Source organism: Asticcacaulis biprosthecium C19 (genome assembly GCF_000204015.1).
Classification (GTDB): Bacteria; Pseudomonadota; Alphaproteobacteria; order Caulobacterales; family Caulobacteraceae; genus Asticcacaulis; species Asticcacaulis biprosthecius.
In genome coordinates, this window is sequence record NZ_GL883077.1 from 1,149,915 (window position 1) to 1,176,417 (window position 26,503).

Consider the following 26,503-nt stretch of genomic DNA (forward strand, 5'->3'; position numbering starts at 1 on the left):
TCCGCGGCATAGACAAAGCCATGAAAACGCTCGTGGAAATGAAATTCGGCTCGCACCTGTACGGTACCGCGACGGCCCAGTCGGACCTGGACGTCAAGGCGGTCTACCTGCCCGATGCCCGCGATATCTTGCTCCAGCGCGTGAAGCCGTCCGTCAACATCGTCCGTGAAAAGGCCCGCGGCGAGAAAAACACGGCCGACGACATCGACTTCGAAGCCTACAGCCCGGCCAAGTTCCTCGACCTGCTGGCCGATGGCCAGACCGTGGCGCTCGACATGCTGTTCGCGCCGGACGACATGATGCTGTCGCCACCGGACCCCATCTGGCATGAGATGAAGGCCTTGGCGCCGCGCCTGTTCAGCCGCAAGACCACAGCCTTCGTGAGCTATTGTCGCCAGCAGGCGCGCAAATATGGCGTCAAGGGCGCGCGTCTGGCCGCGGTGCGCCTGGCGCTGGACGGTCTGATCGCTATTGAGGATACCTACGGTGCCAATACCAAGCTGGGTGTTGCCGAAGCCGAAATCCGTGCCCTCGCGCAAAATCACGACCTGTTGGACATTGTTGTCCTGCCGCACCCAGATGGCAGCCCGGCAAGCTACTTTGATATCGCCGGCAAGAAGGCGATCTTTTCGGCCTCGATCAAGGGCGCGCGGACCATGGTGCAAAACCTGTTCGACGAATTCGGCGCCCGCACCCGCGCGGCAGAGGATAACCAGGGCGTCGACTGGAAGGCCATGACCCACGCGGTCCGCATCGCCGATCAGGCGATCGAGTTTCTCGACACCCGCCAGATTACCTTTCCGCGCTCGAATGCGGCGCATTTGCTGGCGATCAAGCGCGGCGAGATCGCTTACGCCGCCGTTGCCGAAGAGATCGAAACGCTGCTGGCCAAGGTCGAAGCCGCGGTGGAACGCACCACACTTCCGGAGGCGGTCGATCGCAGCGTGATCGACGATTTCGTGGCGGCACTCTATCGCCAGGTGGTGATGTCATGATCCCGGTTTCGCAGGTGTCGACCCAAGCCCGAGCCTATATAGGTGAACGCCTGACAGAACTGGCGACGGAACGAGGCGTGCGGATTCTGTTCGCCGTCGAATCGGGCAGCCGCGCCTGGGGCTTTCCCTCGGCTGACAGCGACTATGACGTCCGCTTCGTCTATGCCCGGACCGAGCGGCAGTATCTCTCCGTGCGCGACTATCGCGACGTCATCGAGACGCCGTTGCTGGAGGATGAAACCCTCGGCGTGCCGTTCGACCTGAACGGCTGGGACCTGCGTAAAGCCCTGCGGTTGGCCATCAATTCCAATCCGATCCTGCACGAATGGCTGGTCTCTCCCATCCTTTATGCCGGCGACGATGCCCTGCGCGACGATATCCGCTGGTTCGTGAACGCGACGGCCGATCCGGCCGCCTATGCCTATCACTATGATCGCCTGGCGCGCGGCGCCTGGGAGCAGATCGGCGACGAAGACACCGTCAAGATCAAGCGCTACTGTTATGTGCTGCGGCCAGTTCTGACGCGGCTGTGGCTGCGTGACCGAGACGGCCTGCCGCCGATGGATGTCGCGTCCCTATGCACGGGCTTGAAGCTGGAGGTCGCTGAACTCTCCGCCATGGCGCAATTGTTCGCGCTGAAACATGCGGCGGATGAACAGGATCGCCTGCCGCGCCAGCCGGTTCTGGACGCGTTGATCGCCTCCGTCCTGGCCGACAAGCCGCCACGGCCGCCGCAAACCGAGCGCTTCGACGCCCGGACGGTGGAACTGGCCGATGGCCTGTTCCACCGTTTGATCACTAACGGCGTTTGAGCGATGGGTCGCCGACCCGTATCCGTTCCATCAAACCTAGTACGGCGGCTGCATGTCCCTGCGGTCCATACAGGTCCAGAACCACATCCGGCGCGATGCCCTTGCCTTCAGGCACAAAGCCCGACGGGTCGCGATAGATTTCCGCCGACATCGTCACGTCCCAACCGTCGCCCAAAGGCTTGGTGATCTGATCCGAAAGGGCACCGCGCGTGGTCGTCCCCACCTGGACCACATTCGGCAAAGCCTTCAACAGCAATACGCCCGTCTCACCGGCGCTGACCGTGATGTCGCTGGTCAGCACATAGACGGGACCCAGAAAGCGCGGGCGTTGCGATGGCACGGCATAGACAGATTGCGGCTCAGTCTGAGGACTGCCAGCCGGCCCCCGGGTATAGGCCAGCCTTTGCTGGTCAGCAAACCGGGGCGCGATCACCTGCGCGACGCGGTCGTAGCCGCCGCGATTGTTGCCGAGATCGACAATGACCGCGCGCTTGCCCTGGAAAGCTGACATGGCTTCGTCGAGGATGGTGTCCAGCGCGCCAGTATCATAGTCTTCGGCTTCGCCATCGAACGCGCCCATTGTCATGATATTGATATAGCCGATATCATCGTTGACGCCCCAAAAGACGCGCTTGTTGCCGACCTGATGCCCCTGGCCCAGCAGAATGTCGTTCAGTACCCCGTCGCGATAGCTTCGCAACCAGGCTTTCTGGGACTCAACGTCGCCGATCCGTTCCAGGGTGTCCGCTTCGCCAGTCGTGAATGTGCGCTCATCGGCATGGACTTCGCTATGCGTGTCATCCAGGACGCCATAGACCCGCGTCAGGGCCGTCCACAGGTCCGTGTCATTCACGATCGGCCCAATGCCATTCACAGCCTTGTCCAGATCCACGCCTCGCGCTTCCAGTGGATACCAGGCGCGAAGATTGCCGATGACAAAGTCGTACTTTTGCTGCGGCGTTAGCGGGTTGCCCTTGGCGCATGCGGCCGGCAAGGCCGGTAAACGGTCAAAGATATAGCGCGTGCCACCGGCTTCACCGGCGAAATTGGCTCGCTCAGGCGTCACCTCTTGATAGACTCTAAACTGCTCTTCGGGATCGCCGCCACGCGGGTCTTTAATGCACAGATCGCCCGCCTGATGGTACAGGGTCGGCTGGCCATCTCTCAACTCCAGAACATAGCCATAGCCCTGGGACTGCCATACGCCCGACGACTGAGGGGCTTCGGCTATGGTCGAGAAAGGTGAGGCGAGCAGCAACAGGGCGATGGAGATCATGCCCTATCCTATCCCAAAGCCGCTGACGGCGTTTGGCGAATTTCGCTGCTTTCATAGCGAAATTCGTTGCCATTGAGCAATTCTATGGCGAAGATCGCCTATGGATGATTTTGACCGCAAACTTCTTGAAATCGTGCAGGACGACTGCACCTTGTCCGATTCCGAGATGGGGCGGCGGGTGTCGCTATCGGCTTCGGCGGTGCGGCGGCGCTTGGCGGCCATGCGCAGATCCGGCGTCATTGCCGCGGAGGTCGCTGTGCTTGGCTCGGTAGCCCAAACCGGTATTACCGTCATTACCAGTGTGGCATTCGAACGTGAAACCCCGACGGTCTATGACGATTTCCGCAACCGCATGAAGGCCGATCCGCATGTGCTGCAATGCTATTCGGTCGCCGGCCAGGCCGACTTTTTCCTGGTCGTGGCCGCTTCCAGCCTGGAAGCTTACGAGGCCTGGGGCGAGCAAGTTCTCTTGTCCGATCCGGCCATTCGCCGTTACGACAGCTACGTCGCCTGGTCGACGACCAAGTTCACCACTCGGCGTCCGGTGTTCTGATCTGGGCTTATAGAAAACAAACGCCGCACCGCAGGCGATAAGGCTGAAACCCAGCGCCATCTGCCATTTCAGCGCCTCGCCGAGATACAGCCACGAGAACAGCACGAAATTCGGGCGCGCTTCTCAAGCTCTGAGCTTGCCGGCCTGGTCACGTATGCTCTGGTTCAGCCGATCCAGTTCCGCGGCCAAACGTGCGACACCCGGCTGGGCCGCCTGGTCCAGCAGGGTCTGCAGCAGTCGTGTCATTCCGTCTTCGTAAAGGCTGATAACCTCGTCCTGAGTACGGACCAGTTGGCGCAAGGCCTTGGCCTTGGCGCGGATGCGGTCTTCTTCGCGGGCATTACGCAGAATGTAGGCCAACTGGTAGGACAGCATGCGCCAGTTCAACGGTTTCGGCGCGAAGGCAGTAGCGCCGACAGCGTAGGCGCGGTCGATGGCCTTCATGTCGTCGCGGCTGGTGACGACCACAATCGGCAGGTCGCAGAGCGCCTCGTCGGCGCGGACCTGACGGATCAGTTCGAAGCCGTTCATCACGGGCATATCGAGATCGACCAGGGCTAGGTCGAAACCGCCCAGACGCAGACGTTCCAGGCCTTCGCCGCCATGGCTGGCCAGTTCGACGGTGACGCGGTGGCTGGACAGTTGGGCATGGGCGAATTCGCGCAGGATGGGGTCGTCGTCAACCACCAGCAAACGCGCCGCTTCAAGCCAGGCCTGACCCTCCGCTTCCATCAAACAACGCCGCTCCGGGACGAACACAGTCCGTATCCGTCATAACGCGCAATCGTATAATAAGCCCTTAAGCGCCGAAGCGGGCGGCGTCCTTGCCGGCATTGTCGGCCATGGCCTTCAGCCCCGGATGTTCCGGCTTCAGCGCCGACAGGTCGGAAAACACCTTGTGCGCCTTCTTGTACAGCGGTCCGGCCACATCGAACCTGCCCTGCATTTCACGCGCCTGAGCCAACCGCGCCAAGGTGATGGCGTGAGACGAACGGGCGGCTATGTCATCCGGTTTCAGATAGGAGGTCGTCTCGTGCAGGCGGCTCAGCTCCTCCAGCGCGTCGGCGCCGGCGGCGACATTGCCCGCCTTCATCTGCAGGTCGGCATAGGGCGTCAGCAGTTCGGTGCGTACGGCAGGATCGCTGATCACGCCCAGGGCACGTTCGATGACCGGCGGCAGCTTGGCGGCATCGCCGGCCATCTGGTAGCGCCGCGTCAGGTAGAGATGGATATTGGCATCGGCCGGATCCAGTTCGGACACCCGGGCATAGGCAATCATGGCGCGGCTGTCGTCGCGGCCCATATGCAGGGCACCATAGACACGCCACAACTCAGCCGCGGGACCGGTCTTGCCATCCTGGGCCAGAGCGTCGGCATGAACCTGCAGTGCACTGGCGGCGGCGCTAAGGTCGCCCGAAGCAATCAGATCGAAGATACGGCGGCTGTGGCTGTCACCGTCGTAATAGAGATGCGATACGCGCACGCTCAATTCATCCGCAGCGATGCCGCGTGTGCTGTCCGGCCACACCGAAAGCGCCGTCTGGACGGCTTGGCGGATGTCAGCCTCGCCATTGACGACGGGAGGAGCTACGGTTTCGGCGGGGAGGGGATCGACAAAGCGCATGGCCGACGAGATGACGGCGTTAATGTCGCTCTGCGGCGCGGGGCGCGGTGACGCGGTCGGTTCGGCCAGAAGGGCCACTTCGACCGGGTCGGGCAAGCTGTTGGTGACAGTTTCCACGGCCTGAGGCGCGGTCACGGCCATATCGGGGCGGATCGGGATGATCTTGGCGCCTTCACCTTCCGGTGCGACGCGTACGACGTTCAGGCCGTGCGCGTCTGACAGGGCGGCATTGGGATCGAAACCAGTTGCCGCGGCGGCTGCTGGGTTCTGGCTCAGAAAGGAATCGGAGGCGTTGTCGTGGAAGATGGCCGGTTCCAGCGACGGCATCTCGGCAACCGGGACATCAGCGAAGAGAGGCACAGCCGCCACCTCTTCGATTTCTACGTGGGGCGTCGGGGCGGCGTTGAGGCGATGGGCATCGAACTTCAGGCTGCCACGCGTGTCGCGCGGCGGCATGACGGTCAGACCCTCGGAGGTGGGGACGTGCAAGGGATCTTGGGTTACATGATCCTCAGTCGTGTCCGGCACATAGGACGGCATGGCCGCGGCTGGTGCGACCATGACCGGCGCCGGCGTAATGGGTGCCGGGGCCGGGGCGCGTTCGGGACGCGGCGCTTTTTCGGCCTTCACCTTGACTGGCTTGGGACCGGATCGCGAGAACAGACGCAATACCATGCCCAGAATACCAATGATCGCCAACACGGCGGCACAGGCGAAGACACCTCCCCAAACCTTTTCGGCGCGAACCCATAGGAACCAGTCATCCGGACGGTTGGTCAGGATCGGCGCTTCGCCGCGCAGAGCGGCCAGGGCGCACACCACCAGCGCCAGGATAACCAGGGCGACAAACGGTGTCATCTTCGGTTTCGCCGGAGGAAAAGCCTCCAGGGTCGAATTCGTAGTGCTCATTCAGGCCCCCGTAACTGTAACCTTCATAAAACCTTAACCCCAGCTTTGGTGTTATGGCAATCTTAACTTCTTCATCCCGTCCCGGAATGGTGAAATAAGGCTTCCGCCGCGACTGTTGTGCAACTTTCCGGCCAAACGGGTTTTCGCGCCTGACGACGAGTTTTTTGTAAATCTTGCTGACACTTTCGCCAAATGTGGCTAAATCGAACATATGATGAACAGAGTTAGGATTCTCGGCCTCGACCCAGGCCTTCGCCGGCTGGGCTGGGGCGTGATCGATGTCGAAGGCGCGCGCCTGTCGTGGGTGGCGCATGGCGTTATTGAACCGCCCCAGGGCGACGACCTGGCGGTTAGGCTGCTCAATCTGTTCGAGGGTGTGAATGCGGTGATCGCACAATGGCAACCCGATGAGGCCGCCATCGAAGAAACCTTCGTCAATATGAACCCGTCCTCGACCCTGAAACTGGGCCATGCCCGGGCCGCCGCCATGCTGGCCCCGGCCAGGGCCGGCCTGGTGGTCGCCGAATATGCCGCGCTGGATATCAAAAAATCGGTAGTTGGCGCTGGCCGCGCCGAAAAGGACCAGGTTTTGTTCATGATCAAGCGCCTGCTGCCCATGGCCGGCAAGACCGAGGCCGGACTGCCGACCGATGCCGCCGATGCCCTGGCCTGCGCCGTGACACATGCCCATAAGCGCAAGATGAACGGACTGAAAGCAGCTTTGAAGCGGGGGGCGGCTTAATGATTGGACGGTTACGCGGGCCGTTGCTGGAAGTGGGTGACGAAGACGCCGTCGTCGAGGCGGGCGGGGTCGGCTATATTGTGCGCTGTGGTATCCGTACCCTGGCGGCCATGCCCAAGCCCGACACCGAAGTCATCCTGCACATCGACAGCCAGACACGTGAGGATGGCACGCGGCTGTATGGCTTCCTCAACAAGGACGAACGTCAGGCGTTCCAGGCGCTTCTGGGCGTCCAGGGCGTCGGCCCCAAGGCGGCGCTGGCTGTGCTGGACGTGCTGAGCCCGGGGCAACTGGCCCAGGCGGTTGCGCAGGATGACAAGGCTTCGGTCGGCCGCGCCAATGGCGTCGGTCCGAAACTGGCCCTGCGCATCGTGGTCGAACTGAAGGGCAAGGCCCTGACATCGGCGACCTTCGAGCCGATCGCGCTGAAACCGGCGGAGCCGGTAAAGGCTTCGGTCAATGGTGAAAGTGTCGCTGCCCTGATCGGCCTGGGCATTTCGGAAACCCAGGCGCGTCTGGCGGTCGAGGCCGCGATCCAGACCTTGGGCGCCGATGCGGCCCTGCCAGCAGTGATCCGCACAGCCCTCAAGAATTTGGGTAAGTAGCATGTACGAAACGTCCAAGCAGGCTCAGATACAGCGCCCGACTGGGCGCCGCGCACACTTGCGCGCCCCATCGGAGCTGCGCGCGCAGCGCGCATGGCGTGAGATGTAAAAATGGCGCGTTTGGTATCTGGAGAGTCCGACAACGACTACGAGGAAAAGGCGCAGGACCGGGCCCTGCGGCCGCAAACCTTCGACGACTTTGTCGGCCAGGCGCCGCTGAAGGCCAATCTGAAGGTCTTTGTCGATGCCGCCGCGCAACGCCGTGAAGCGCTGGACCATGTGCTGTTCTACGGCCCGCCGGGTCTCGGCAAGACGACCCTGGCCCAGATCGTCGCGCGCGAACTGGGCGTCGGCTTTCGCGCCACCTCGGGTCCGGTCCTGGCCAAGGCGGGCGACCTGGCGGCCATCTTGTCGAACCTGGAACCCAATGATGTCCTTTTCATCGACGAGATCCACCGTCTTAGTCCGGCGGTCGAGGAAATCCTCTACCCGGCCATGGAAGACTATGTGCTGGACCTGATCATTGGCGACGGTCCGGCGGCGCGTACGGTGCGCATCGACCTGGCGCCGTTCACGCTTGTCGGTGCTACGACACGGGCCGGCCTGTTGTCGACGCCGCTTCGGGACCGTTTCGGGATTCCGCTGCGGTTGGAATTCTACACGCCGGAGGAACTTGTCCGCGTCGTCATGGGCACGGGCCGCAAGATGGGTGCACCTCTGTCGGAAGATGGCGCACTGGAGATCGCCTCGCGGTCGCGCGGCACGCCCCGTGTGGCCGGACGGCTGCTACGCCGTGTACGCGACTTCGCCACGTCCGACGGCGTGGCGCTGATCGACAAAAAGGCGGCGAGCAAGGCTTTGGCGCGACTGGAAGTCGATCCGGTTGGGCTGGACCACTCCGACCGCCGCTATTTGAAGGCATTAATCGAAAACTACGGTGGTGGTCCGGTCGGTCTGGAAACCTTGTCGGCGGCGATAGCCGAGGCCCGCGATGCGGTCGAGGACATGATCGAACCCTATTTGCTGCAGCAGGGCTTTATCCAGCGTACCCAACGCGGTCGCATGGCATGCGCGAGGGCCTACCTGCACTTGGGCCTGACCCCGCCGGCGGCGCCAACGGGGACAGGTGAACTGTTCGACAACTGATTCAGCGCTTCCGCCCCAGCCAGTGATCGATGCTGAATAGCCCGCCGCCATGGGCGACAATGGCGAAGCTCAGCAGCAGCAGGAAATAGTTCTCGGCATAGCCGGGATAGACAAACACCGCAATAACCAGCGTCATGGCGAACAGACCCGCCGCCGCAATACGGCTGAGCAGACCGACGAGCAGCAACACGGGCAGGGTCAATTCACCTGCCGCCGCCATCACTGCCGCAAGGTCGGGCGGTAGCAAGGGCACCTTGTACTCGTCGGTAAACAGGGCGATCGTCGCCGGCCAGCTCTGGATCTTGGTCAGGCCGGCGAAAAAGAAAAACTGGGCCAGGTAAATACGAATGGCCAGAAGCGACAGGCCTTTCAGCCAGCCCAGGCCGAGCAGGCGGGTTTCGAACTGGTTGTAGGCGGTCAGAAGGGTGGTCATGAAGGGTTCTCCGAAAGGGAAACAAGAAGGCCGTTCTGAACCAGTCGGGCCAGCAACGTCTGCAGAAGGGACATATCGTCGGGAGTGGGGTTGAGGCGGTCGAGCACGGTCATCAGCGACCGTTCCTGCGTCAACAGGGTGAGGAATTCGGCCTCCAGAGGGGCCAGGCACAGGTGCAGAATCTCATCGTCGCGGGCGCGTCCGATCAAGGCGTCGCAGACCAGACTGTGCACCGGCGATGGGGCCTCGCCGGCAAGAGCTGCGGTGTAGGCCGGCCTGATGTCATGATCGAGATGTATCCGTTGCGTGGCGGGATGCAGGCCAATGCGGCCATGCGGATCCAGCAGGGCCTCGAAGTCACACGCCGGCGTATCGTCGGCGCATTCGGCGCGGTGCAGCGCCCATTCGTACCGCGCCAGAGCCGGCAACCAGTCGATGGTCAGTTCCGGATGCCGAGTCAATAAGTCGGCAAACTCATCACCATACAGGTTGCGATCGCCATGCACCTGCGGATGGGCATGGATGTAATCGCGGGCGAAGGCCTTGAAGGCTTCCTCACCCAGTGTCGTCCGGGTGGCGGCATACACCTCCTCCAGACAGGCGATCAGCCCCAGGAACCAGGTATCGTGATGGACGCGCAGGCCGGGATGCTCTGGCGGCTGTGATGCGGTTACCGCCTGCAAAAATTCGACCTGGAAGCCAGCCAGGGAGCGGGTGTCAAACATGGGCAGGTATCCGCGTATGGCGGTCGGCCTCGGCGGCCTGGGCCAGCAGGATATCGAGAGGCGGGATATCGCTGTCCCACTCGATCAGGGTGGGCTTGGGTCCGAACTTTTCCAGCGCCTGATTGTACAGAGACCAGACGTCGGCGCCGACAGTGGTGCCATGGGTATCCAGCAGAAGTTCGCCCGACCGGATATGGCCGGCGAGGTGAAACTGCTGCACCGATTTTGCGTAGCCTATGCCATCAAGATAGGCGAGGGGATCGCGCTTTAGATTATGCGCACTGACGAAAATATTGTTTAGATCCAGCAGCAGTCCGCAGCCCGTTCGCCGCGCCAGCAATGATAGAAATTCAGGTTCGTCGTAATCCAGACCGTCGAAAGCGACATAGTTGGATGGATTTTCGATCAGCACCTGGCGGCCGACAAGCTGTTGAAATTCATCGATATGGCCCGCAAAAATGTCCAGCGCTTCATGGGTGAGGGGGACGGGCAAGAGATCCGGCACGCAGACATGGCTGTAGGCGGACCAGCTCAGATGCTCTGACACCAGGATGGGATCGAACCGCTTCACCAGCGCCGCGACCTGCCGCAGATGTTCCCTGTCGAGACCATCTGCCCGACCCAGCGACAGGCCGACGCCATGAAACGATAAAGGATAGGTTTCGCGCAGCCGCTCCAGGGTTTTCAGCCGGGCGCCGCCGCCGAAATAGTTCTCTGTATGGACTTCCAGGAAGCCCACGGCTGGACGATGTTCGGCGATCTGCGCCACATGCGGCGCACGCAGGCCGATACCAGCGGCTAAGGGGAGTGGGGGCATGGTCAGTTGCGCTCAAGGGAGGCGCCTTCCCGCCGGGGCAGCGGGAAGGCGCGATGGGCCACCGTCCAGGGGGAGACGGTGGCCGGTGCGTATTACGAAACGACCTTGCCGCCGGCCAGCTTGGCGCAGGTGCCGGTCGGGACATAGACCCATTCGGCCGGATCGCGGTCGGCCTTGGCCTGGCCGGCGCAGGAGTGCGCCTTGGTGGCGCAGTCGTTCATGCGCGCCTTGGCGACGCCGGCGCACTTTTCGAAGCCTTCCTTGGCCGAAGCCGTAGTGGCAACCAGGGCGGCACCGCCGACCAGGGCAGCCAGGGCGGCAGTGACTTGCAGAACGCGGATCGAGGTATTGGACATGGGTGTATTCCTCAGACAATGTTGAAAGGCATGCAGCAGCGCATCCTGGCTGAGGTTTACGCAGGGCGGATACATCGGGTTACATCGCGATCGCGGAAATTTTCGCTGGCCTGATGCCACCTGTGCAGCTTACAACCGCAAACAAGGCGATCGTTTAAAAAGGCGGTCCGGCAGTGTAACCTTATTGGTCATGAACACGTATAATTCGGACGAATGGCAGGGGTGGATGCGTGCGGCGCTGAACGGCGACGCAGGCCTTTACCGCAAGCTGCTGGCCGCCGTGCGGCCATGGCTCCTGTCCTATTTCCGCCGCCGTTTGTACGGCAGCGAATGTGAAGACCTGGTACAGATGACCCTGTTGAGTTTACATGAAAAGCGTCACACCTACGACGTTTCCGCGCCCTTCATGCCGTGGATTGCGGCGATCGCGCGCAACAAGCTGATCGACTATGTCCGCAAGGCCGGCCGTCATGTTCATGTCGAGCTGGACGAGGCCATGGGCGTCGATGATGGCCTGCGACCCGAACTGGCCGCGCGTGATGTCCAGGTGCTGCTGTCGCAGTTGCCCAAGGATCAGGCGCGCGTCATCGGCCTGCACAAGCTGAATGAACTTAGCGTCGAAGAGACTGCGGCTGCGACCGGCAAGTCTGCGTCGGCGGTCAAGGTCATCGTGCATCGCGGGCTGAAAAAGCTGCAGGGCCTGGTCGGCCTGAAGGGAGGCACCAATGAGTGACGCCCTGATCGACGATCTCGCCAAGGACCTGAAGCCGGTCAAGCCAATGCGGACATGGCCGATGTGGCTGGGCGCGGGCATCGGCCTGGTCCTTGCCGCCGCCTATGTCATTGGTTTCTACGGCCTGCGTCCCGAGCTGGATGGCGGAACGTTCACGTTCATGGCCATCGGCAAACCGCTGCTGTTCCTGCTCACCGGCGTCAGCGCCCTGTGGGCCGTGTCCGGCCTGGTGCGGCCGGAAGGCTGGCTGAAATGGCGTCATATCCTGCCAATCGCGGCCATGTTCGTCCTTGTGACGGGGGCCCTGATGCTGGATCTCGGTCGGTCTGGCATGGCCGGGGTCAGCGACGGTCTGAACGGCGGCGTGCTGCTATGCTACATGACCATTGTTTGCGGTGGCATTGCCGGGCTTGTGGTGCTTTGGCGGCTGTGGCTGCGGCGGGCAGCCACCTCGCATCCGGTGACTCTGGGGGCCATGGCTGGCCTGGCGGTCGGCTCCCTTATGGCAGCGGCCTATTCGCTTCACTGCAACATGGATGCGCCGGTCTATATCCTGGCGGTCTACGGTGTGGCGGTGGCGGTGGTGACGGCCGCAGCCGCGTTGATCGGCGGTAAACTGCTGCGCTGGTAATCAAACCCACCGTCTGGGCAGGAACAACCACACCACGTAGCCGATCCAGGCCAGGCCGCATCCGCCCGCCAGCATCATCTCGATGGGAGACAGGGCCGTGACCGGCCGCAAGTGATGGGCCCAAAACGCCCAGGCCAGGGCAAGGGCAAAAACGCAAAAGCCGAGGTAGGCGTTCTGCGACGAACGGCGCCCCTTCGGGTCAGGTGGGTCATGGGGATCCATGTGACGCGGCGCCAGATAGTAGAAATACGCGGCCTGCTGGGCAACCGCGAAGAGCGCGGCATACAGCGCCAAGTCCAGCCGGAACAGGCTGAACAATCCGCTCAGCGCGATGACCAGAGAGCCGGCCGTCAGATAGGCCGTCTGATACCGCGACCAGAACGGCCGCTGCTTGCCCTCAATCAGGTCGAGAGCGACATCCAGCGACTCGTAGCGCATCAGCAACCGCGCGGCATACAGCCCGGTCAAAAGGTAAAATGCGGCGGCGAGATAGAGTAAGGGCATACAGCCCGTACCGGTAACGAACTTCCGGTGTCAGAACGAATGACAAATGCTGAAAGGTTTGGCGCGGCGCTCTAATTCGTCTTCATCAGCGCTTCGCGGATCGGCAGGAAGCGGTCGTTGAACGGCAGGATTCCGGCGCCGCGCGCCGCAGCATCCTCGGCCAACTCGGCGCGCTTGACCGGTGCGATGCTCTTGATGCGATCGCGTTGGCCCTGCATCCGTTCGTTAATTCGCGTGCACAACTGCTCGATAAACCGCGCTGGCATGCGGCCGCCGATAAAGTGCGCCTCCGGATTGACGGCGCAGTTCATCACCAGCAGGGGCTCAAACAAGAGATCCGCCGCCCGGTCCAGCCAGGCCTCGACCCGCGCCAGCCCCAGAGAAGGCAGGTTGTCGAGATCGTCCGGCGTCGCGATCTGGAAGCCGGCCTTGCGCAGATATTCGTACAGCGCATACAGCGAGACCATGTCCTCCAAGGCGCGGATCTGGCCGTTTTCGTCCTTTACCGGCAAAAAGCCGATCTCGCCCGACCGGCCATCGGCACCACGATAATAATGCCCGTCGATCACCAGCCCGCCACCCAGGCCGGCCGAAATCATGGTGTAGATAAAGCTGCGTGTCTGCAATCCGTGGCCGAATTGCATTTCGCCGATCGAGGCGGCGGCGGCGTCGTTTTCGACATAGACCGGCACGGGCACGACCAGGGCGTCGGCGACCAGCGAGGCGACATCGACGGTTGACCAGATTTCATAGGCATCCGGACGGTTGGACACCGGCACACGGCCCAGATCATCGGGAATGCCAATACCGATGCCGATCAGCCGGTCGATGTCGATGGCCCGACTGGCCACGATCTTGTCGACCTCGGCCTTGAAGAAGGCAATGACGTCCTGCGGCATGGCGAAGTGGACTTCACGGCACGCCCGGGCGCGCACCTGACCGACGAAGTCGAGCGCCACGATGGCAATGTGGTCGCGGTCGATATTCAGCCCGATCGAGAAGGCCCCGTCGGGATTGACCACCAGCTTGGTCGCCGGCTGGCCGCGGCCGCCCAGTTGCCGGCCGGCCTTCAGGATCATGCCGTCATTGAGCAGTCGCTTGGTGATATTGGCGATGGCCGGGGCGGTCAGGCCGGTCAGGTCGGCGATCTCGGCGCGGGTAATCGGCGCCCCGGCAGCCCGAACGGCCTGCAGGGTGACGCGCTGGTTATGGTCCCCGGCCCGTTCGAGATTGGTGCCGGACAGAGAATCGCCAAGGGCATGGACGCGCGGCTCCGCGCGGGGCGAGCCGTTTCGTTCGTCAGCCATGTACGCCCCCTCCTGGGGAAGTCTTCCAGGCCCCATGCGGGGCTTATTATCGTCTGGCAAGTCTTGGGCTTGCTGGGTTCTTTGGCGGTTTCACCGGGCCATTCCTGTCCCGATGTCACATAGCCGCGTTCAGATATAGGACCTATCGCATGAAAAGGTAAGATAAATTCTCGACCGGTTGAAAATCTTATTCCGCCAGGGTCTCGGTAAAGACAAAGGTCTCGACCTTCTTCTGGCTCTCTCCGCCGAACTGGAAGGCCACCGTCTTGACGCAGGTGCCGGCACTTACCAGACCGGTTGCGATCGCCACGTCGAAGTCGCAATGCGTCGTCATGTCCATGACGCTGGTTGAAAGGCCCGCCGCCAGTTGCTTGTCCATCTCGGCCCGGGCCGTCGCCGGCATGTCGAGACTTTTGAGGAATCGCGGCAGGAAGTCGGAGACGAAGGCTTTCAGCGACTCCGGTGTCGGGGCGTAGTCATAGGTGACATGCGCCGTGCCGGCCGCTTCGTTCCATTGCGAGAGCGTCAGGGTCTCGCGGGCATCCAGAACGGTATTGCCGATTGGTACGGCGATCTGGCCGTCGGCGGACAGCGGCTCATTTAGCACCAGACCGATATTGCGCGGAATAGACAACATGGTCTCGTTGCTGAGGAAGAGACCGGCGGCGGATTCGGCTGTCAGTTGGCCGAAAAGCGAGTCGGCGATCTGATGCGACTTGGCCTTGATCTCCGGCGACGGGTTGGCGCCCATCAACTGGTCGAACAACGCATAGATATTGGTCTTGAAGGTCGGCCAGTCCTCGATCCGGGTCGGTCGCAGGCTGTCGTCCGTGACGTAGCGAACAGATTTTATGCCGCCCAGCGCATTGGTGACGGCGTCACGGCTCTCCGCAAGGTTGGACGCGCTGGCGTCCGGACTGGTCGCGTCGAACGTATCGAGCGTTCGCGTCACGTAGAATTCTTCGCCTTCCATCCGGTAATCCAGGGTGGCCTGTGAGGTCAGGACGACCGTCTGGCTTTTGCCCGCTCGGGTCTGGCTTTTGGTGACCTTGGCGGTTTGACGAATCTTGCCGTCCTCGCCGATGTCCAGCGGAAGGACATGGAAATCCGGATGTGCCACCATGCGCGCGATCTCGGCCTCGTCCTGGGCGAGAGCGGGGCCGGCCAAGAGAGCGGCGGCACAGGTGAAAACGGTCAGAAAACGGCGCATAGGTGATCCCCCCGAGCAGTGTAGGCTCAGCTAAACCCCGCGCGCCCGCCCAAGTCAATTATTCCTTCGGACGGTAGCTGACGAAGGCTATTTTCTTGCTGTCGGGTGACCAGGACGGCACATTGATCGTTCCCTGGCCGCCGAACAGCCACGCCAGCACGACCGCCTCTCCGCCCGCCGCCGGCATCAGCCTCAGCTCGACATCCTTGTTGGCCGGGTGATCGCCGACCGCGACGTCTGTGCCGAAGGCAATAAAGGCGATCCACTTGCCATCCGGCGACGGGTGCGGGAACCAGTCGCGGCTGTCGTCGCCGAAGGTCAGTTGCTCCGCCCCGCTGCCGTCGGACTTCATCCGCCACAGCTTCATATTGCCGCTGCGCACCGAGTTGAAATAGATCCATTGTCCGTCCGCAGAATATTCCGCCCCGTCATCCAGCCCCGGCGTCGTCGTCAACCGCGTCTCAGGTCCGCCCCCGACCGGAATGCTGTACACATCATAGTCGCCGCCGCGTTGGGCGATATAGGCCAGGGTCTTTCCGTCAGGGGACCAGCCGTGCCAGTAGGACGGACCGTTGGGCGTGACCAGGCGCGGCGTACCACCCGCCGCCGGCAGGATATGGATGCGCGACTGGTTGTCGGGCTCGGTCTGGTCGCTGACCACGATCTCCTTGCCGTCCGGCGAGAAGCCGTGGTCGTTGTTCATCTTGTTGAGGGCACCGGTTTCCAGCTTCACCGGCGTTCCACCGTTCACCGGTCCAGAAACAGGAATCGTGAAGAGATGACCTGCGGAATTGTACAGCAGATAACTGCCGTCCGGCGACCAGTTGGGCGCTTCGATATGGCCGGTGGTGTGCCAGACGATGGTGCGGTTCTTGTTGCTGATCTCCAGCGTCTCCAGCGTGCTCTCGACCGGGGTCAGAAGTGTCGGCGCCGACATGGCCACTGGTCGGCTCAATTCGACGCGCGAAAACACGGCGGTCTCGCTGACGGTATTGTTGTGTGAACTCAGCGCCAGACCGGCCAGATAGGTCCCGCTCAGCGGCAGCCGCACGCCCCCGCCGACATAGCGCACGGCGCCATCCTGTCCGGCCAGCGACATCCAGGCGTAGCCGTTGCGATATTCCAGTTTGACGCTTCTGGCGCCGGTCTGGTTGGCCACGACCTGGTGGGTTTCGCCGCCCTGGGTCTCGCGAAACTGAAGGGACACCAGGCCGTCGCCATGCAGCATGATATCGAGATAGGGGCTGCCGGCATCCAGGCTCTGGCGCAACATGACGCCGGCCTTGCGATGCGGATCGACGCCCTGGCCTTCGAAGGCAATATCCGCCGACAGTGCAACATCGCCCATGACCTCGTCATAGGCATAGTGGAAGGCATCTGTGGTGCCCCATATATTGGTTCCGCTGGCGCTGAGTGTGTAGACGCCTTCGTGGAAATCGGCCTTTCCGGCGATGGCGGTATCGCCGACATCCTGATGGCGATCGAATACACCAACGGTTCCGGCCAGGCTTGAGGCCGAACACAAGGCAAGGGCAGCCGCAGCCGCCAGGGCAGGCAGTTTCATAGACATCTTCTCCCACACGATGCCGCGATCTTGCTGTGCCGCGGCTATTGTAATCGATTACGAAGGTTAACAGATGTGGAGAAGGGAGGGAAGGGGGGTTTGGGCGCTGATCTAGATGAGGAAGATATCCCCGGCCGTCAGGTTCGCATGGTTCGCATACGCTGCGATCTGGATCTGCGCCAGACCGCCGGCCCCATCGGCATCGTAGTACAGGACCCCATTGGTGGCGTTGTAGATGATGTGCTGGTTCGCAGTCTGCGCTTTTGTGCCGAGAAGGAAGGCATCTACCGCCAGCATGCCGGCCGCATCCGCCGCAAAAGCGGTGAAGGCGGAACGGTCAATTTCAATCCGATCCTCACCCGCCGCGAAATCGCGCACGCTGTCGCGTTCGCTGGAAACACCCAGATGGTCGAAACGGAAGGTATCGCGGCCAGCCTCGCCGGTGAGGTGGTCGCTGCCGGCGCCACCGATCAGCACATCATTGCCGTTACCGCCGAATAGCCGGTCATTGCCGCCAAGGCCGGTGAGGGTGTCTTCTCCCGCCCCGCCGGTGAGGGTATTGTTGAGACCATTGCCGCTACCGGCAAAATCACCCGTCCCGGCAAACACAAGCTTCTCGAGGTGGTCGCCCAGGCCGTAGCTGGCCGCAGTCGCCCGCACAGTGTCTATACCCTGACCGATGTGCTCGACGATCTGATCGCTTGACGCCCCGACATAGTAGCTGTCACTGCCTTCGCCGCCCGCCATCAGGTCGTCACCAGCCCCGCCGTTCAGCGTGTCATTGCCGCCCAGACCGGTCAGGGAGTCATTTCCGGCGCCACCCGTCAGGTGGTTGTCGAGGCCGTTACCGGTGCCTTCAAAATCGCCCGTCCCAGCAAACAGCAGCTTCTCGACATGGTCGCCCAGAGCGTAACTGTTCAGGGTGGATCTCACCGAGTCGCTCCCCTGGCCCGCCTGTTCGATGACCTGGTCGGCAACATCATCGATGTAATAGCTGTCATCGCCAAGGGCGCCCGTCATCAGATCGCCGCCCCCGCCGCCGTTCAGGGTTTCGTTGCCCGCCCCGCCAATCAAGGTGTCATTGAAGGCTGTTCCGGTGATGCTGTGGAGTGCGCCGTCGCCGGAAACGTCAAAAATCTGCGCCGAATCCAGCCGCGCAGCAAAGATGGTCCTGGGGGTTACGCCCGTGACCGTGACGTCGACGGTGGCCGTAACCTCGCCGCCCTGGCCGTCGGACACGGTGTAACTGAAGCTGTCGGCGCCGGTGTAGCCGTAATAGGGGGTGTAGATGGCCGCGCCGTCGGGCCGGTGGTGACCGTGCCGTGGGAGGCCGCGCCGAGAGCTGTGACGGACAGGCTGTCCTGGTCGAGGTCGATGGCGCCGGCCAGAAGCTGGACCTCGCTGAGCGAAGCGGTGTGGTCGCGGCCGGTCGACAAGGTCTTGTCCGTCGCCGTCGGCGCATCATTGATCGCCCGGACATCGAACCACAGCCGGGTTGCGACACCGTTGAGGGTCACGACGGCGATATCCGCGCCGCTATAGTCGGGTGACGGCGTGTAGACCCAAACGGAATTGTCCTGGATCAACGTACCATGCAACGGCGCCGTCACCACCGCGACCGTGTTGGCGAGACTGGAGAAGAAAGACGAATCCTCGTCGACGGTCCACAGGATGGCCGCAGCCGCTTCGCCCGGTTCGTAGGTCGCGGTCGCGGAGTCATCGGCCGCGGCAGCTTCATAACTACTGTGTGTCGCCGCGACCGTCACCGAGAACGGCGCGTCCGGATCGAAGCCCAGCGACGCCATGTCGGCGGTTATGACCACGCTGTGGCCCGGCAGCAGGGCCGCCAGGCTGGCCGAAACCGCCCCGTCGGCACCGGTAATCTCGATATCGTAGGCAGGTGCATCGCCCTGGTTCTCGATACGGATCAGCAAGAGGTCGAGGCCTTCTTCGCCTGCCGCAACCGGCGCGATGTCGACCGTGACGGCGATATCGGCAGCGCCCGCGATCGCAACCGGCGTGCCCAGCATGGCTTCGGCAGTCACCTGGCCTTCGCCCGATACGCTGCCGCCCAGGGTCCAGTCACCGGGCCCCAGTCCCAACCGCGCAACAGCGAAATCATGAACCCCCGGCCGGATGCCGATCAATTCGAGCTGCGTCAGGGCATCGCCGCCGTCACCGGCCGCCAGGATGCTGAGGTCGTAATCCTGATCCGGGCCGGTGACGGTGACCCGCAAGGTCTCGCCCTGGGCCGTTACCACCCGCTCAACAGTAAGGGCGACGTCGGGAGTGTCGGCAAAGCCGATCCAATCCGTGGCGCCCGGCGCGACCATCTGCCACGAACCGGCTTCGGCGTTGGTGACCCGCGCGGTGATCCCGCCGGAATCCTGGATCAGGGTGATTTCGCGGGCAGCCAGATCTGCGCCCGAGTATTCCGTTCCGTCCGGCGCGATCACAACGACCGATGCAGCATCGAGGTCGCCAAGCGCCCGCATCAGCAGCAGCGCGGTTGCGTCCGCGAGTTCGAAAGCATGAGCTTCGTCGCTTGTACCGGGGGCGCCGCCCAGGGCGTCCGCAGGCGCGTCGGCCTCCAGGACGATTCCACCCAGAAACTCATACGTCCCGTTGAAGCGCACACGGATGCCGAATTCGCCGTCGTAACCGCCCGAGTGGATGTGCGCCGACAATTCGACGCCGCTGCGATGTTCGGTATTGCCGATCGAAACTTCGAGATCGGTATCCAGCGGCCCGGTCAGGGCGAACAGGCTCATCAGTTCGGCCGGCAGGATCACATTGGCATCGGCCTTGCCGGTCAGTTTGCCGAACATGCCGAAGCGCTGGGTCAGGTCCAGTTGTGCCACCACAACATCGCCGACATAGGGCAGGTGGAATGTCCCGCCGACCTGGGCATAAAAGCCTGACGTATAGGGGCTGAGGATGCCGTGGCCGGCGCCCTGGAACAGGGAATTGGCTTCGCCCATGCCGATCAGGACCGCGCCTTCCAATCCGGCGCTGGTCAGTTGCGTCGTCAGCCGCGCTTCGGCCAGGGGCTGTCCGGCCAGGCCACCGCGCCAGTCGAACTTGAAATAGGCCGCGACCGTCGTTGGATTGTCGTCGTCCGCCCAAAGTCCGGCCACACCTAACGAAAAATCATCGAGAATGGCGCCGGCCAGGGGCGTGGTGTATTCGACGGGATCGGGGTCCTCCAGATTGTCCGCCATGACGCTGAAACCGTCCAGCTTATGCGTTCCCGCGCCGCTATATGTCGACGACGTGGTCTGCAGGAAGTTGGGGTTGACGAAATACCGGCCCGACAGATCCAGCGGAATTTTGACGTTTCCGACCCGCGCGGCGAAATCCTGATGGTTCTCCAGCGTAAAGCTGACATCCGCTATGCCGAGGTTGAATTCGGCCCCGCCCAGATGAGGGCGAATGTGGATTGTGGTGCCGTCGTGAGAGAACAACTCTCCGACGATTCCGCCCTCGTTCGGATTGTTGAAAAACCCGAGGCTTCCGGGTGCTGTTGTCACCTTGATGGGATCGGCATTGTCGATCAGGCTCTTGATCCGGAAACTTCCCGTCAAAGTCCATTGGCTGGTGTCGGCATCGGCGGTCAGTTCACCTGCAAGGATATCGGCGATGATGCTGTCGTAGAAAAACGATACATCCTGTGCATTGACCTGCCAGCGCGTCTCACCGATGACTTCGTCATTGATGGTCAATACGGGATCATCGGGATTGGCGGCGCTGCTGCCGAACAAGAAGCTGCCGAATTCCTCGGGGGCTTCGGCCAGGAAGCCGAACACCGGCCCGCGGGCGTCCAGCTTGAAGTCGGTCTCAAACACTTCCTGGCCAAGGAGATGCAGGGCTTGGTGCGTCGTAAAATCGCCGGCCAGATAGACATTGTCATACGACACCTCTGGTGCCCAGCCACTACCGTCCGAACTGTAAACGGTCATAAGCGGCTTCAACGTATCGGTGATGCTGTCGTAATATTCGATGGTACCCGTCGGCAGAGACAGGGTGCGTAGTCCCTCATGGATCAGCAACGTGGATGCCACCGAAATACCGTACGGCGAGTCTTCATGCAGAATGTGCACGCGCTCATAGCTCAAGCCGAAATCGGGATCCTCGGGATCTTCGAACCGTAAGGCGTCTGCTGTCGTCGGCGTAAAGATCAGGGGCGCGGAATCAAGCCCGCCCAGTTGCACCGTGTAACGCCAGAACGAGGTTTCGTCGGTGTAGCCGCTGTTCAGCCGGATTCCCAGCACCTGGCCTTCCTGGGGCGTAAATACCAAAGTGATGCGGGTATAGCTCTCGGTCGTCAGGATACCGGGGAACTGATACAGGACGGAATAGCCGTCAAAGCCGGTCCCGTCACTTTCGCCCGCCGTCAGCAGGTAGATGTCGAGACCGTCGGCAACGTTTTCCGGATCTTCCGGATAGAGCTTGATGGTGATCCGGATTTCTTCGCCCGGGACGAGTTCGATGACTTCGTGGGACGTCTGAACGCCGCTAAATTCCAACAGTGCCACGGGGATGCCCTCACGTTTGAAGCCTGACGATCGGTCAGTCTAAAGCCGCGTGCAAACTCGGGTCATCGCCACTTTTGGGGATGCGGGTGGGAATATTGGGACTTGTTTAGAGCCTTCTCCTGGCCTGGGGCAGGGCAATCGCACATGCATGGAACTGAGGTGAACAAACTTCTCCTCCCTACGAAGTGGGGAGGGGGACCCCGAAGGGGTGGAGGGGTATCTTACTGCTGCTGCTGCGACAGCCTCACGACACATCCAACCAGACCGGACAGGGAGTCGCTCTGGGTCTTTTGCAGAAGGACCCGGATCTGGTGCCGGATTGTGTGGATGGAGACGCCGCGCATGTCGGCAATCCTGGCTGGCCGCAGGCCCTGTCCCAGGGCCAGGGCGACCTGGGCTTCTGCCGGCGTCAGGCCATAGGTGGCGCAAAGCTGGGAAAGGCTGTCCTCCGGCTTCGCGGCGGAACGGTTCAGCACGACCAGAAGGTGTCCTCCGAAGCCGAGCATCTCCTCGGACGCGCCCAGGCGCCGGATTTCGACCGATACGGGGGCCGCCCCCCGGGGGTGCAGAGACACGGTCGCGGGCGTGCCCTGCGCCGATTGCCGGCACCGCCACAGGCCGGCACTCAGCCGCAGGTCCATGGCCGGGTCCGTCGCGCGCAGGACGCCCCTCTCGCTTTTCAACAACGCAGCCTGCCGCAACTGTGCCTCGCCCGCGGCCGTCATGGCGACGATCCGGCCGGCGTGATCCAGAAAGAAGGCCGGTGCGCCCACGCTTTCAAGGCCCTGGACCGCCGCGCTGCCTTCGCGTCGTTCGACCATCGCGGACAACCTGACGGCTTGGGCCAGTTCCGGCATCAACCGCCCCAGATGGCCGACTTCTTTCGCGCCCGTCCGACCATCGGATTCCGGACGCATGGCGGCGACGGCCATGGACATGCCGTCTTCATGCATCAGGTGGCCCATGGTCGCGTGGGAGACGCCATAGGTCCTGAGGATGTCCTGGTAAAAGGGATGACGGCTGCGCTCGGTTTCCGGAAGAATGTCGCGGTCGGTATAGGCCCGTCCCAGGAAGTCGGGCCGAAACAGGGCGGCAACGCGCGGATTGATGCGAGGATCGGCGCCGCCGTAGGATTCGAAGTCCTTTGCCGAGTCTTCGTCAATTCCATGGCTCAGATGAAACACCAATTGCGGCCCTCGGAAGCCGACAATCTGGGTGGACGTATGGTGCGTTTCTTCCGCCACGCAGCGCATGGCGTCACGCCAGAGCGACGGATCAAAAGGGGCGCCGCGCAGCAGCGATGTTACCCTATCCAGATTGGCCAATGCGACAGATCCCGCTCGAAATATCCGTTTTGCGACGCTCCCATGTGAACGATGTTATGTCAATGTGTTTGAAATTTCGGGCTCTGTTGACGACCGTGACGTCATCCAGCCACGCCGTTGTAATCTCAATCATCATCCGGCTGACCGTCTGGCTGCAGGGTAACCGAATTGTTTGCTTATGACGGCACCGCTATCGTTACAGACTGAAAAGAAAAGAGTTTGTAATGATACATGTTGAGCCCGCCCGCACACCCCGGGTCATGGTCGTAGAAGACGAACCCGGCTTGCGCGGCCTGATTACCGAGGTCCTCACCAGCGAAGGCGGATTCGATGTGGTCGAGGCCGGTTCCGGCGACGAAGCCGTCGCCTACCTCGAAGCCTGGGACAATATCGACTGCGTCTTTACCGATGTCCGCATGCCCGGCCATTACAACGGTCTGGAACTGACGGCCTGGATCCATGGCCACCTGCCCAAAACCCGCGTCTTGATGACCTCAGCCAATCTCGACCCGAATGATCGCCTGCCGGACGTCGCCTTCATGGCCAAGCCCTATGACTTCCTGGCCGTCATCCGCAAGATCCGCGCCCTTTTGAACTGAAGGCGGTACGTGCTGTCGCACACGATGTGGCTGGCTAGTCACGGGTATAGGCCGTTCCATCCAGCCAGATGATGCCTCCGTCGTCCGGGTGCGTCATCAGGATGAGGCTTTCCTGCGCGCCGTTATCATAGGTTATCTTCAGGGTCAGTCCATCGATGAGATAGCGTCCCGTGCGCCCGCTGTTGGCGCCGGTCACCGTGCTGGCGCTGCCGAACGAAGACGACGCGCCGGCCACCCCGTCGCGCACGATCCGCCCGCCCGGCAGGAAGGTATAGCTGGTCTCAACGAACACGGCATCCGTACCGCCCACGGCCAGATTACCGCCGCCGCCGGTCGCTTTAAATCGCCCGTGCAATCCCGACGTGTCCGCCAGGGTCGTCCACACCTTGTTGCCCAGGATCGGCCGCCACTGGCCCGAAGCGCCGCGATATTCATAGGCGCCGGTCGTCTTGCGCCAGCTCGACCAGTCCTCCGGGTTGGCGGCCCGGTGCCCGGCCGGATCGCTCAGCCCCTTTACATCCAGCAGGATGTCGCCAGAACTGAACAGCACCACGGGAACGAACTTGATCGTCACCATGCCGCCATACCCCATGCCTGTGGTCTGGATCAGCCCGTAGCCCAATATGCCCTTGACCGGCGCGGCCGACGCCTTCGCCACGGGTGCTGCAACCGGCTTTGCCACCGCCGCCGGAGCTTGCCAATGCGCTGCGGCGTGGGACGGCTCCGACCCGACCCAAGTGGCCAAGGCCGTGCAGCCCTGGGCATAAAGCGGCGACAGCTTGCCATCGACCGCCGTCTGAAGCTGTTGGTAGGCCCGGTTGCCATCGCGGGCCTGTGCCGCCGTGGCCGCCCGGCGGATCGCCTCGGCCTGGTTGCGCGCTTCCCAGGCTTTCAGAGCCTGAAAACTGGCGGTGCCCGGCTGCGATGCTTCGGGGCAATGGGCGGCCAGGGCATCGGTGGCGACCACCAACCCTACGGCCGTGGCGAATTTTTCGTCGCGAAATGACTGCGCCTGAACGGGCAAAGCCACACTCGTCAGGACCACGATCAGTATTAAACGCGACAACAGCATGGCCAGGCCTCCGGGTTCAACTGAGCGATAGTCTGCCCCATCCTCCCTGCGTGCATATGACAGGATGGCGGGGCAGGGACGTCACGGTTGCGGCCTCCGTGGTCACATTGTCTTGAGCAGGCTCCTGGCCTGGACCAGGCCCAACACCTGCGCGGCGGCCAGCGCGGCAACCGCCATGGCCTGGGCGACGACAAAGGCGATACCCCAGACATTGGGGCTGACGAAGCCAGTGATCAGGATGGCGAAGCTATCGACCACCCAGACCGCGTTTAAAGCCACGATCAGCCAGGCCAGGGGGCTTGGCACAACCTGTCGCGTGCCCGTCCACAGTACACATCCGGCATAGGGCAACAGGAAGAGGCCGGCATACAGCAACAAGGGCTGCGGCAGCGCCAGAAACCCGGACAAAATGCCGGCGCAGGCGACAAGCAGCCCGCCCATGACGCAACTGGCGACGGCATCGGCGATCAGGGCAAATTTCAACAGACGGGTGGTCATGAGCAAATCTCCATAGGCTCGGGGTTGATACCGCCAAGCATCCGCCCATCGCCGCGGCGTGTCGATTAAGCCGGAGGTAATTGAAACACGGCGCCTTTCGCTTTACCCAGGCCGTCAGGAGGTGAACCCATGACCCCGGCCTTTGGTGAACACCTGAAACACTGGCGCGCGCGCCGCCGCATAAGTCAGCTTGACCTGGCGCTCGACGCCGGCATTTCGCAGAAGCACTTGAGCTTTGTCGAAACCGGCCGCTCGGTCCCCAGCCGCGACATGGTTATCCGCCTGGCTGAGGTTCTGGACATGCCGCTGCGCGAACGCAACCGTCTGCTGCATAATGCCGGCTATGCGCCGATGTACCTGGCGCGGCCGCTGGACGATCCATCGCTGAAGTCTGCGCGAGCCGCCATCGACCAATTGCTGACCGCCCACGAGCCCTATCCGGCGATCGCCATCGACTGGCATTGGAACCTGGTCGCCGGCAACCGCAGCGTCGCTCCGCTGCTGGCTGTTGTGGCCGATCCGGCTCTGCTGGCGCCGCCGATCAATGTGCTGAAACTGTCCCTGCACCCGCAGGGCCTGGCGCCGTTTATCGAGAACCTGAGCCAGTGGCGGGCACACCTGCTCATTCGCCTGCGCCAGCAAATCCACACAACTGCCGATCCGGCTATGGCCTGCCTACTGACCGAACTCGAAGCCCTTCCGGTGCCGGAGAACATCGGGGCGCATGGCGATTTCGGGGATGTTTTCGTGCCGCTGATCCTCACCCTGCCGGTCGGCCGGCTTTCGCTGTTTTCTACCACGACCGTGTTCGGTGCGCCCTTCGACGTTACCCTGTCGGAACTGGCCATTGAGGCCTTCTTCCCGGCCGACACCGCCACCCAAACGCTTTTGCAGGGGCTGGCAATTGCGCCATGACCTCCCTACGTTGGATGAAGCACAGCAGGCGGACACCATGAGCAACGACATTCCAACTTTGGCGCAATGGGCAGGCGGGCCCGAAGCCTTCGAAAGACTCACCGCTGCCTTCTATGCCAAGGTGCCGGAACACCCGGTTCTGGCGCCGGTCTTCGCCGGCATGAACCCGAACCACGCCCGTCATGTCGCTGCCTTTCTGACCGAGGTCTTCGGCGGGCCAAAGGCCTATACGGAAAGCGGCGGATCCCACGCCCATATGGTGGCGCACCATTTCAATCGTCACCTGACCGAGACGCAGCGTCGCGCCTGGGTGGCGCTGATGCTGGATACGGCCGATGAGGTCGGCCTGCCGGACGACCCGGAGTTTCGTGCGGCCTTTGTCGGCTACCTCGAATGGGGGACACGGCTGGCGAAGATCAATTCCCAGGACGGCGCGGCTCCGGCCGACCCGTCGGCGCCGATGCCGGCCTGGAACTGGGGACCTCCGGGAGGTCCGTGGCAGGGTTAGTGTCCCGTCGCAGAGATTATGACTCTTTGAGCGATAGATCGTCGTGTCGCGCTGAACATACTAACATTGTACCTCCCCGTTTTACGGGTGCCGGGGCGGTCCGTGCCAA

27 protein-coding genes are annotated in these 26,503 nt (G+C 62.5%); 11 read left to right on the plus strand and 16 right to left on the minus strand.

The window, feature by feature from the left end; translation table 11 throughout:
• Positions 1-20 precede the first annotated feature (20 nt).
• Both ABI_RS05640 and ABI_RS05645 read left to right on the plus strand, forming a co-directional pair.
• The gene (locus tag ABI_RS05640) at positions 21-995 is read left to right on the plus strand and encodes a DNA polymerase beta superfamily protein (RefSeq protein ID WP_040308959.1); all 975 of its coding nucleotides are present in this window, start codon (positions 21-23) and stop codon (positions 993-995) included.
• Positions 992-1,807, plus strand: a complete 816-nt coding sequence (locus ABI_RS05645; RefSeq protein WP_006271898.1) for a nucleotidyltransferase domain-containing protein — start codon at positions 992-994, stop codon at positions 1,805-1,807. Before ABI_RS05640 ends, ABI_RS05645 begins: the two co-directional genes overlap by 4 nt.
• Here ABI_RS05645 and ABI_RS05650 read toward each other — a convergent pair.
• Positions 1,794-3,083: a S41 family peptidase gene (locus ABI_RS05650; RefSeq protein WP_006271899.1), complete on the minus strand. Its 1,290-nt coding sequence runs from the start codon at positions 3,081-3,083 to the stop codon at positions 1,794-1,796. The two genes, ABI_RS05645 and ABI_RS05650, sit on opposite strands and share 14 nt — an antisense overlap.
• A 100-nt stretch (positions 3,084-3,183) precedes the next feature.
• Here ABI_RS05650 and ABI_RS05655 point away from each other — a divergent pair, with 100 nt between their 5' ends.
• On the plus strand, positions 3,184-3,636 hold the full coding sequence (locus tag ABI_RS05655; RefSeq protein ID WP_006271900.1) for an Lrp/AsnC family transcriptional regulator: 453 nt from the start codon (positions 3,184-3,186) through the stop codon (positions 3,634-3,636).
• A gap of 123 nt (positions 3,637-3,759) precedes the next feature.
• On the opposite strand, the gene ABI_RS05660 is transcribed toward ABI_RS05655, so the two are convergent.
• Positions 3,760-4,368 (minus strand): response regulator, encoded by a 609-nt coding sequence (locus tag ABI_RS05660; protein ID WP_006271901.1) that lies wholly within the window; start codon positions 4,366-4,368, stop codon positions 3,760-3,762.
• 67 nt (positions 4,369-4,435) lie between these two features.
• Positions 4,436-6,169, minus strand: coding sequence for a hypothetical protein (locus tag ABI_RS05665; protein WP_040308618.1), 1,734 nt, complete (start codon positions 6,167-6,169; stop codon positions 4,436-4,438).
• A gap of 211 nt (positions 6,170-6,380) precedes the next feature.
• On the opposite strand from ABI_RS05665, the gene ruvC reads away from it, so the two are divergent.
• The 3 genes from ruvC (at position 6,381) to ruvB (ending at position 8,662) form a co-directional block, all read left to right on the plus strand.
• A complete protein-coding gene (gene ruvC / locus ABI_RS05670; protein WP_006271903.1) occupies positions 6,381-6,911 on the plus strand; it encodes a crossover junction endodeoxyribonuclease RuvC in 531 nt (176 codons plus the stop codon).
• Entirely contained in the window at positions 6,911-7,516 is a 606-nt protein-coding gene (ruvA, locus tag ABI_RS05675; protein ID WP_006271904.1) for a Holliday junction branch migration protein RuvA, read from the plus strand. The genes ruvC and ruvA overlap by 1 nt, the downstream gene beginning before the upstream one ends.
• A gap of 111 nt (positions 7,517-7,627) precedes the next feature.
• Positions 7,628-8,662: a Holliday junction branch migration DNA helicase RuvB gene (gene ruvB / locus ABI_RS05680; RefSeq protein WP_006271905.1), complete on the plus strand. Its 1,035-nt coding sequence runs from the start codon at positions 7,628-7,630 to the stop codon at positions 8,660-8,662.
• Between the two features lies 1 nt (position 8,663).
• On the opposite strand, the gene ABI_RS05685 is transcribed toward ruvB, so the two are convergent.
• The 4 genes from ABI_RS05685 to ABI_RS05700 all read right to left on the minus strand — a co-directional run bounded on the left by ABI_RS05685 (position 8,664) and on the right by ABI_RS05700 (position 10,993).
• Entirely contained in the window at positions 8,664-9,095 is a 432-nt protein-coding gene (locus tag ABI_RS05685; protein WP_006271906.1) for a DoxX family protein, read from the minus strand.
• The gene (locus tag ABI_RS23435) at positions 9,092-9,820 is read right to left on the minus strand and encodes an HvfC/BufC N-terminal domain-containing protein (protein WP_006271907.1); all 729 of its coding nucleotides are present in this window, start codon (positions 9,818-9,820) and stop codon (positions 9,092-9,094) included. The genes ABI_RS05685 and ABI_RS23435 overlap by 4 nt, the downstream gene beginning before the upstream one ends.
• Positions 9,813-10,637 (minus strand): MNIO family bufferin maturase, encoded by an 825-nt coding sequence (gene bufB / locus ABI_RS05695; RefSeq protein ID WP_006271908.1) that lies wholly within the window; start codon positions 10,635-10,637, stop codon positions 9,813-9,815. The genes ABI_RS23435 and bufB overlap by 8 nt, the downstream gene beginning before the upstream one ends.
• Before the next feature lie 92 nt (positions 10,638-10,729).
• Positions 10,730-10,993: a BufA1 family periplasmic bufferin-type metallophore gene (locus ABI_RS05700; protein ID WP_006271909.1), complete on the minus strand. Its 264-nt coding sequence runs from the start codon at positions 10,991-10,993 to the stop codon at positions 10,730-10,732.
• 190 nt (positions 10,994-11,183) lie between these two features.
• Here ABI_RS05700 and ABI_RS05705 point away from each other — a divergent pair, with 190 nt between their 5' ends.
• Positions 11,184-11,726 carry a sigma-70 family RNA polymerase sigma factor gene (locus ABI_RS05705; protein WP_040308619.1) on the plus strand — a complete coding sequence of 181 codons (543 nt, stop codon included), beginning with the start codon at positions 11,184-11,186 and terminating at the stop codon, positions 11,724-11,726.
• Complete coding sequence (locus ABI_RS05710; protein ID WP_006271911.1) at positions 11,719-12,357, plus strand: NrsF family protein; 639 nt, start codon at positions 11,719-11,721, stop codon at positions 12,355-12,357. The genes ABI_RS05705 and ABI_RS05710 overlap by 8 nt, the downstream gene beginning before the upstream one ends.
• Here ABI_RS05710 and ABI_RS05715 read toward each other — a convergent pair whose 3' ends face one another.
• The 7 genes from ABI_RS05715 to ABI_RS24690 form a co-directional block, all read right to left on the minus strand.
• Positions 12,358-12,861 (minus strand): hypothetical protein, encoded by a 504-nt coding sequence (locus ABI_RS05715; protein WP_006271912.1) that lies wholly within the window; start codon positions 12,859-12,861, stop codon positions 12,358-12,360.
• A gap of 71 nt (positions 12,862-12,932) precedes the next feature.
• The gene (locus ABI_RS05720) at positions 12,933-14,168 is read right to left on the minus strand and encodes an ROK family transcriptional regulator (RefSeq protein WP_006271913.1); all 1,236 of its coding nucleotides are present in this window, start codon (positions 14,166-14,168) and stop codon (positions 12,933-12,935) included.
• A 187-nt stretch (positions 14,169-14,355) separates the two neighbouring features.
• A complete protein-coding gene (locus tag ABI_RS05725; protein WP_006271914.1) occupies positions 14,356-15,378 on the minus strand; it encodes a hypothetical protein in 1,023 nt (340 codons plus the stop codon).
• Positions 15,379-15,436: 58 nt separating this feature from the next.
• Positions 15,437-16,942 (minus strand): TolB family protein, encoded by a 1,506-nt coding sequence (locus ABI_RS05730; RefSeq protein ID WP_006271915.1) that lies wholly within the window; start codon positions 16,940-16,942, stop codon positions 15,437-15,439.
• Positions 16,943-17,053: 111 nt separating this feature from the next.
• A complete protein-coding gene (locus ABI_RS05735) occupies positions 17,054-18,232 on the minus strand; it encodes an Ig-like domain-containing protein (RefSeq protein WP_374188341.1) in 1,179 nt (392 codons plus the stop codon).
• Complete coding sequence (locus ABI_RS05740; RefSeq protein WP_006271917.1) at positions 18,121-21,477, minus strand: cadherin-like domain-containing protein; 3,357 nt, start codon at positions 21,475-21,477, stop codon at positions 18,121-18,123. Before ABI_RS05740 ends, ABI_RS05735 begins: the two co-directional genes overlap by 112 nt.
• 221 nt (positions 21,478-21,698) lie before the next feature.
• Positions 21,699-22,802, minus strand: coding sequence for a helix-turn-helix transcriptional regulator (locus tag ABI_RS24690; protein WP_040308620.1), 1,104 nt, complete (start codon positions 22,800-22,802; stop codon positions 21,699-21,701).
• A gap of 224 nt (positions 22,803-23,026) precedes the next feature.
• On the opposite strand from ABI_RS24690, the gene ABI_RS05750 reads away from it, so the two are divergent.
• Positions 23,027-23,401 (plus strand): response regulator, encoded by a 375-nt coding sequence (locus ABI_RS05750; protein ID WP_040308621.1) that lies wholly within the window; start codon positions 23,027-23,029, stop codon positions 23,399-23,401.
• Positions 23,402-23,435: 34 nt separating this feature from the next.
• Here ABI_RS05750 and ABI_RS23440 read toward each other — a convergent pair whose 3' ends face one another.
• Both ABI_RS23440 and ABI_RS05760 read right to left on the minus strand, forming a co-directional pair.
• On the minus strand, positions 23,436-24,473 hold the full coding sequence (locus tag ABI_RS23440; RefSeq protein WP_006271921.1) for a hypothetical protein: 1,038 nt from the start codon (positions 24,471-24,473) through the stop codon (positions 23,436-23,438).
• A 102-nt stretch (positions 24,474-24,575) separates the two neighbouring features.
• Positions 24,576-24,971: a hypothetical protein gene (locus ABI_RS05760; RefSeq protein WP_006271922.1), complete on the minus strand. Its 396-nt coding sequence runs from the start codon at positions 24,969-24,971 to the stop codon at positions 24,576-24,578.
• A gap of 129 nt (positions 24,972-25,100) precedes the next feature.
• Here ABI_RS05760 and ABI_RS05765 point away from each other — a divergent pair, with 129 nt between their 5' ends.
• Together ABI_RS05765 and ABI_RS05770 are read left to right on the plus strand one after the other, a co-directional pair.
• Entirely contained in the window at positions 25,101-25,886 is a 786-nt protein-coding gene (locus ABI_RS05765) for a helix-turn-helix transcriptional regulator (RefSeq protein ID WP_006271923.1), read from the plus strand.
• A 37-nt stretch (positions 25,887-25,923) separates the two neighbouring features.
• Complete coding sequence (locus tag ABI_RS05770) at positions 25,924-26,394, plus strand: group II truncated hemoglobin (protein ID WP_006271924.1); 471 nt, start codon at positions 25,924-25,926, stop codon at positions 26,392-26,394.
• Positions 26,395-26,503 lie beyond the last annotated feature (109 nt).

Coding starts and splice junctions, on each gene's coding strand:
- ABI_RS05640 (WP_040308959.1), top strand. CDS start 21: ATGAAAACGCTCGTGGAAATGAAATTCGGCTCGCACCTGTACGGTACC.
- ABI_RS05645 (WP_006271898.1), top strand. CDS start 992: ATGATCCCGGTTTCGCAGGTGTCGACCCAAGCCCGAGCCTATATAGGT.
- ABI_RS05650 (WP_006271899.1), bottom strand. CDS start 3,083: ATGATCTCCATCGCCCTGTTGCTGCTCGCCTCACCTTTCTCGACCATA.
- ABI_RS05655 (WP_006271900.1), top strand. CDS start 3,184: ATGGATGATTTTGACCGCAAACTTCTTGAAATCGTGCAGGACGACTGC.
- ABI_RS05660 (WP_006271901.1), bottom strand. CDS start 4,368: ATGGAAGCGGAGGGTCAGGCCTGGCTTGAAGCGGCGCGTTTGCTGGTG.
- ABI_RS05665 (WP_040308618.1), bottom strand. CDS start 6,169: ATGAGCACTACGAATTCGACCCTGGAGGCTTTTCCTCCGGCGAAACCG.
- ruvC (WP_006271903.1), top strand. CDS start 6,381: ATGATGAACAGAGTTAGGATTCTCGGCCTCGACCCAGGCCTTCGCCGG.
- ruvA (WP_006271904.1), top strand. CDS start 6,911: ATGATTGGACGGTTACGCGGGCCGTTGCTGGAAGTGGGTGACGAAGAC.
- ruvB (WP_006271905.1), top strand. CDS start 7,628: ATGGCGCGTTTGGTATCTGGAGAGTCCGACAACGACTACGAGGAAAAG.
- ABI_RS05685 (WP_006271906.1), bottom strand. CDS start 9,095: ATGACCACCCTTCTGACCGCCTACAACCAGTTCGAAACCCGCCTGCTC.
- ABI_RS23435 (WP_006271907.1), bottom strand. CDS start 9,820: ATGTTTGACACCCGCTCCCTGGCTGGCTTCCAGGTCGAATTTTTGCAG.
- bufB (WP_006271908.1), bottom strand. CDS start 10,637: ATGCCCCCACTCCCCTTAGCCGCTGGTATCGGCCTGCGTGCGCCGCAT.
- ABI_RS05700 (WP_006271909.1), bottom strand. CDS start 10,993: ATGTCCAATACCTCGATCCGCGTTCTGCAAGTCACTGCCGCCCTGGCT.
- ABI_RS05705 (WP_040308619.1), top strand. CDS start 11,184: ATGAACACGTATAATTCGGACGAATGGCAGGGGTGGATGCGTGCGGCG.
- ABI_RS05710 (WP_006271911.1), top strand. CDS start 11,719: ATGAGTGACGCCCTGATCGACGATCTCGCCAAGGACCTGAAGCCGGTC.
- ABI_RS05715 (WP_006271912.1), bottom strand. CDS start 12,861: ATGCCCTTACTCTATCTCGCCGCCGCATTTTACCTTTTGACCGGGCTG.
- ABI_RS05720 (WP_006271913.1), bottom strand. CDS start 14,168: ATGGCTGACGAACGAAACGGCTCGCCCCGCGCGGAGCCGCGCGTCCAT.
- ABI_RS05725 (WP_006271914.1), bottom strand. CDS start 15,378: ATGCGCCGTTTTCTGACCGTTTTCACCTGTGCCGCCGCTCTCTTGGCC.
- ABI_RS05730 (WP_006271915.1), bottom strand. CDS start 16,942: ATGAAACTGCCTGCCCTGGCGGCTGCGGCTGCCCTTGCCTTGTGTTCG.
- ABI_RS05750 (WP_040308621.1), top strand. CDS start 23,027: ATGATACATGTTGAGCCCGCCCGCACACCCCGGGTCATGGTCGTAGAA.
- ABI_RS23440 (WP_006271921.1), bottom strand. CDS start 24,473: ATGCTGTTGTCGCGTTTAATACTGATCGTGGTCCTGACGAGTGTGGCT.
- ABI_RS05760 (WP_006271922.1), bottom strand. CDS start 24,971: ATGACCACCCGTCTGTTGAAATTTGCCCTGATCGCCGATGCCGTCGCC.
- ABI_RS05765 (WP_006271923.1), top strand. CDS start 25,101: ATGACCCCGGCCTTTGGTGAACACCTGAAACACTGGCGCGCGCGCCGC.
- ABI_RS05770 (WP_006271924.1), top strand. CDS start 25,924: ATGAGCAACGACATTCCAACTTTGGCGCAATGGGCAGGCGGGCCCGAA.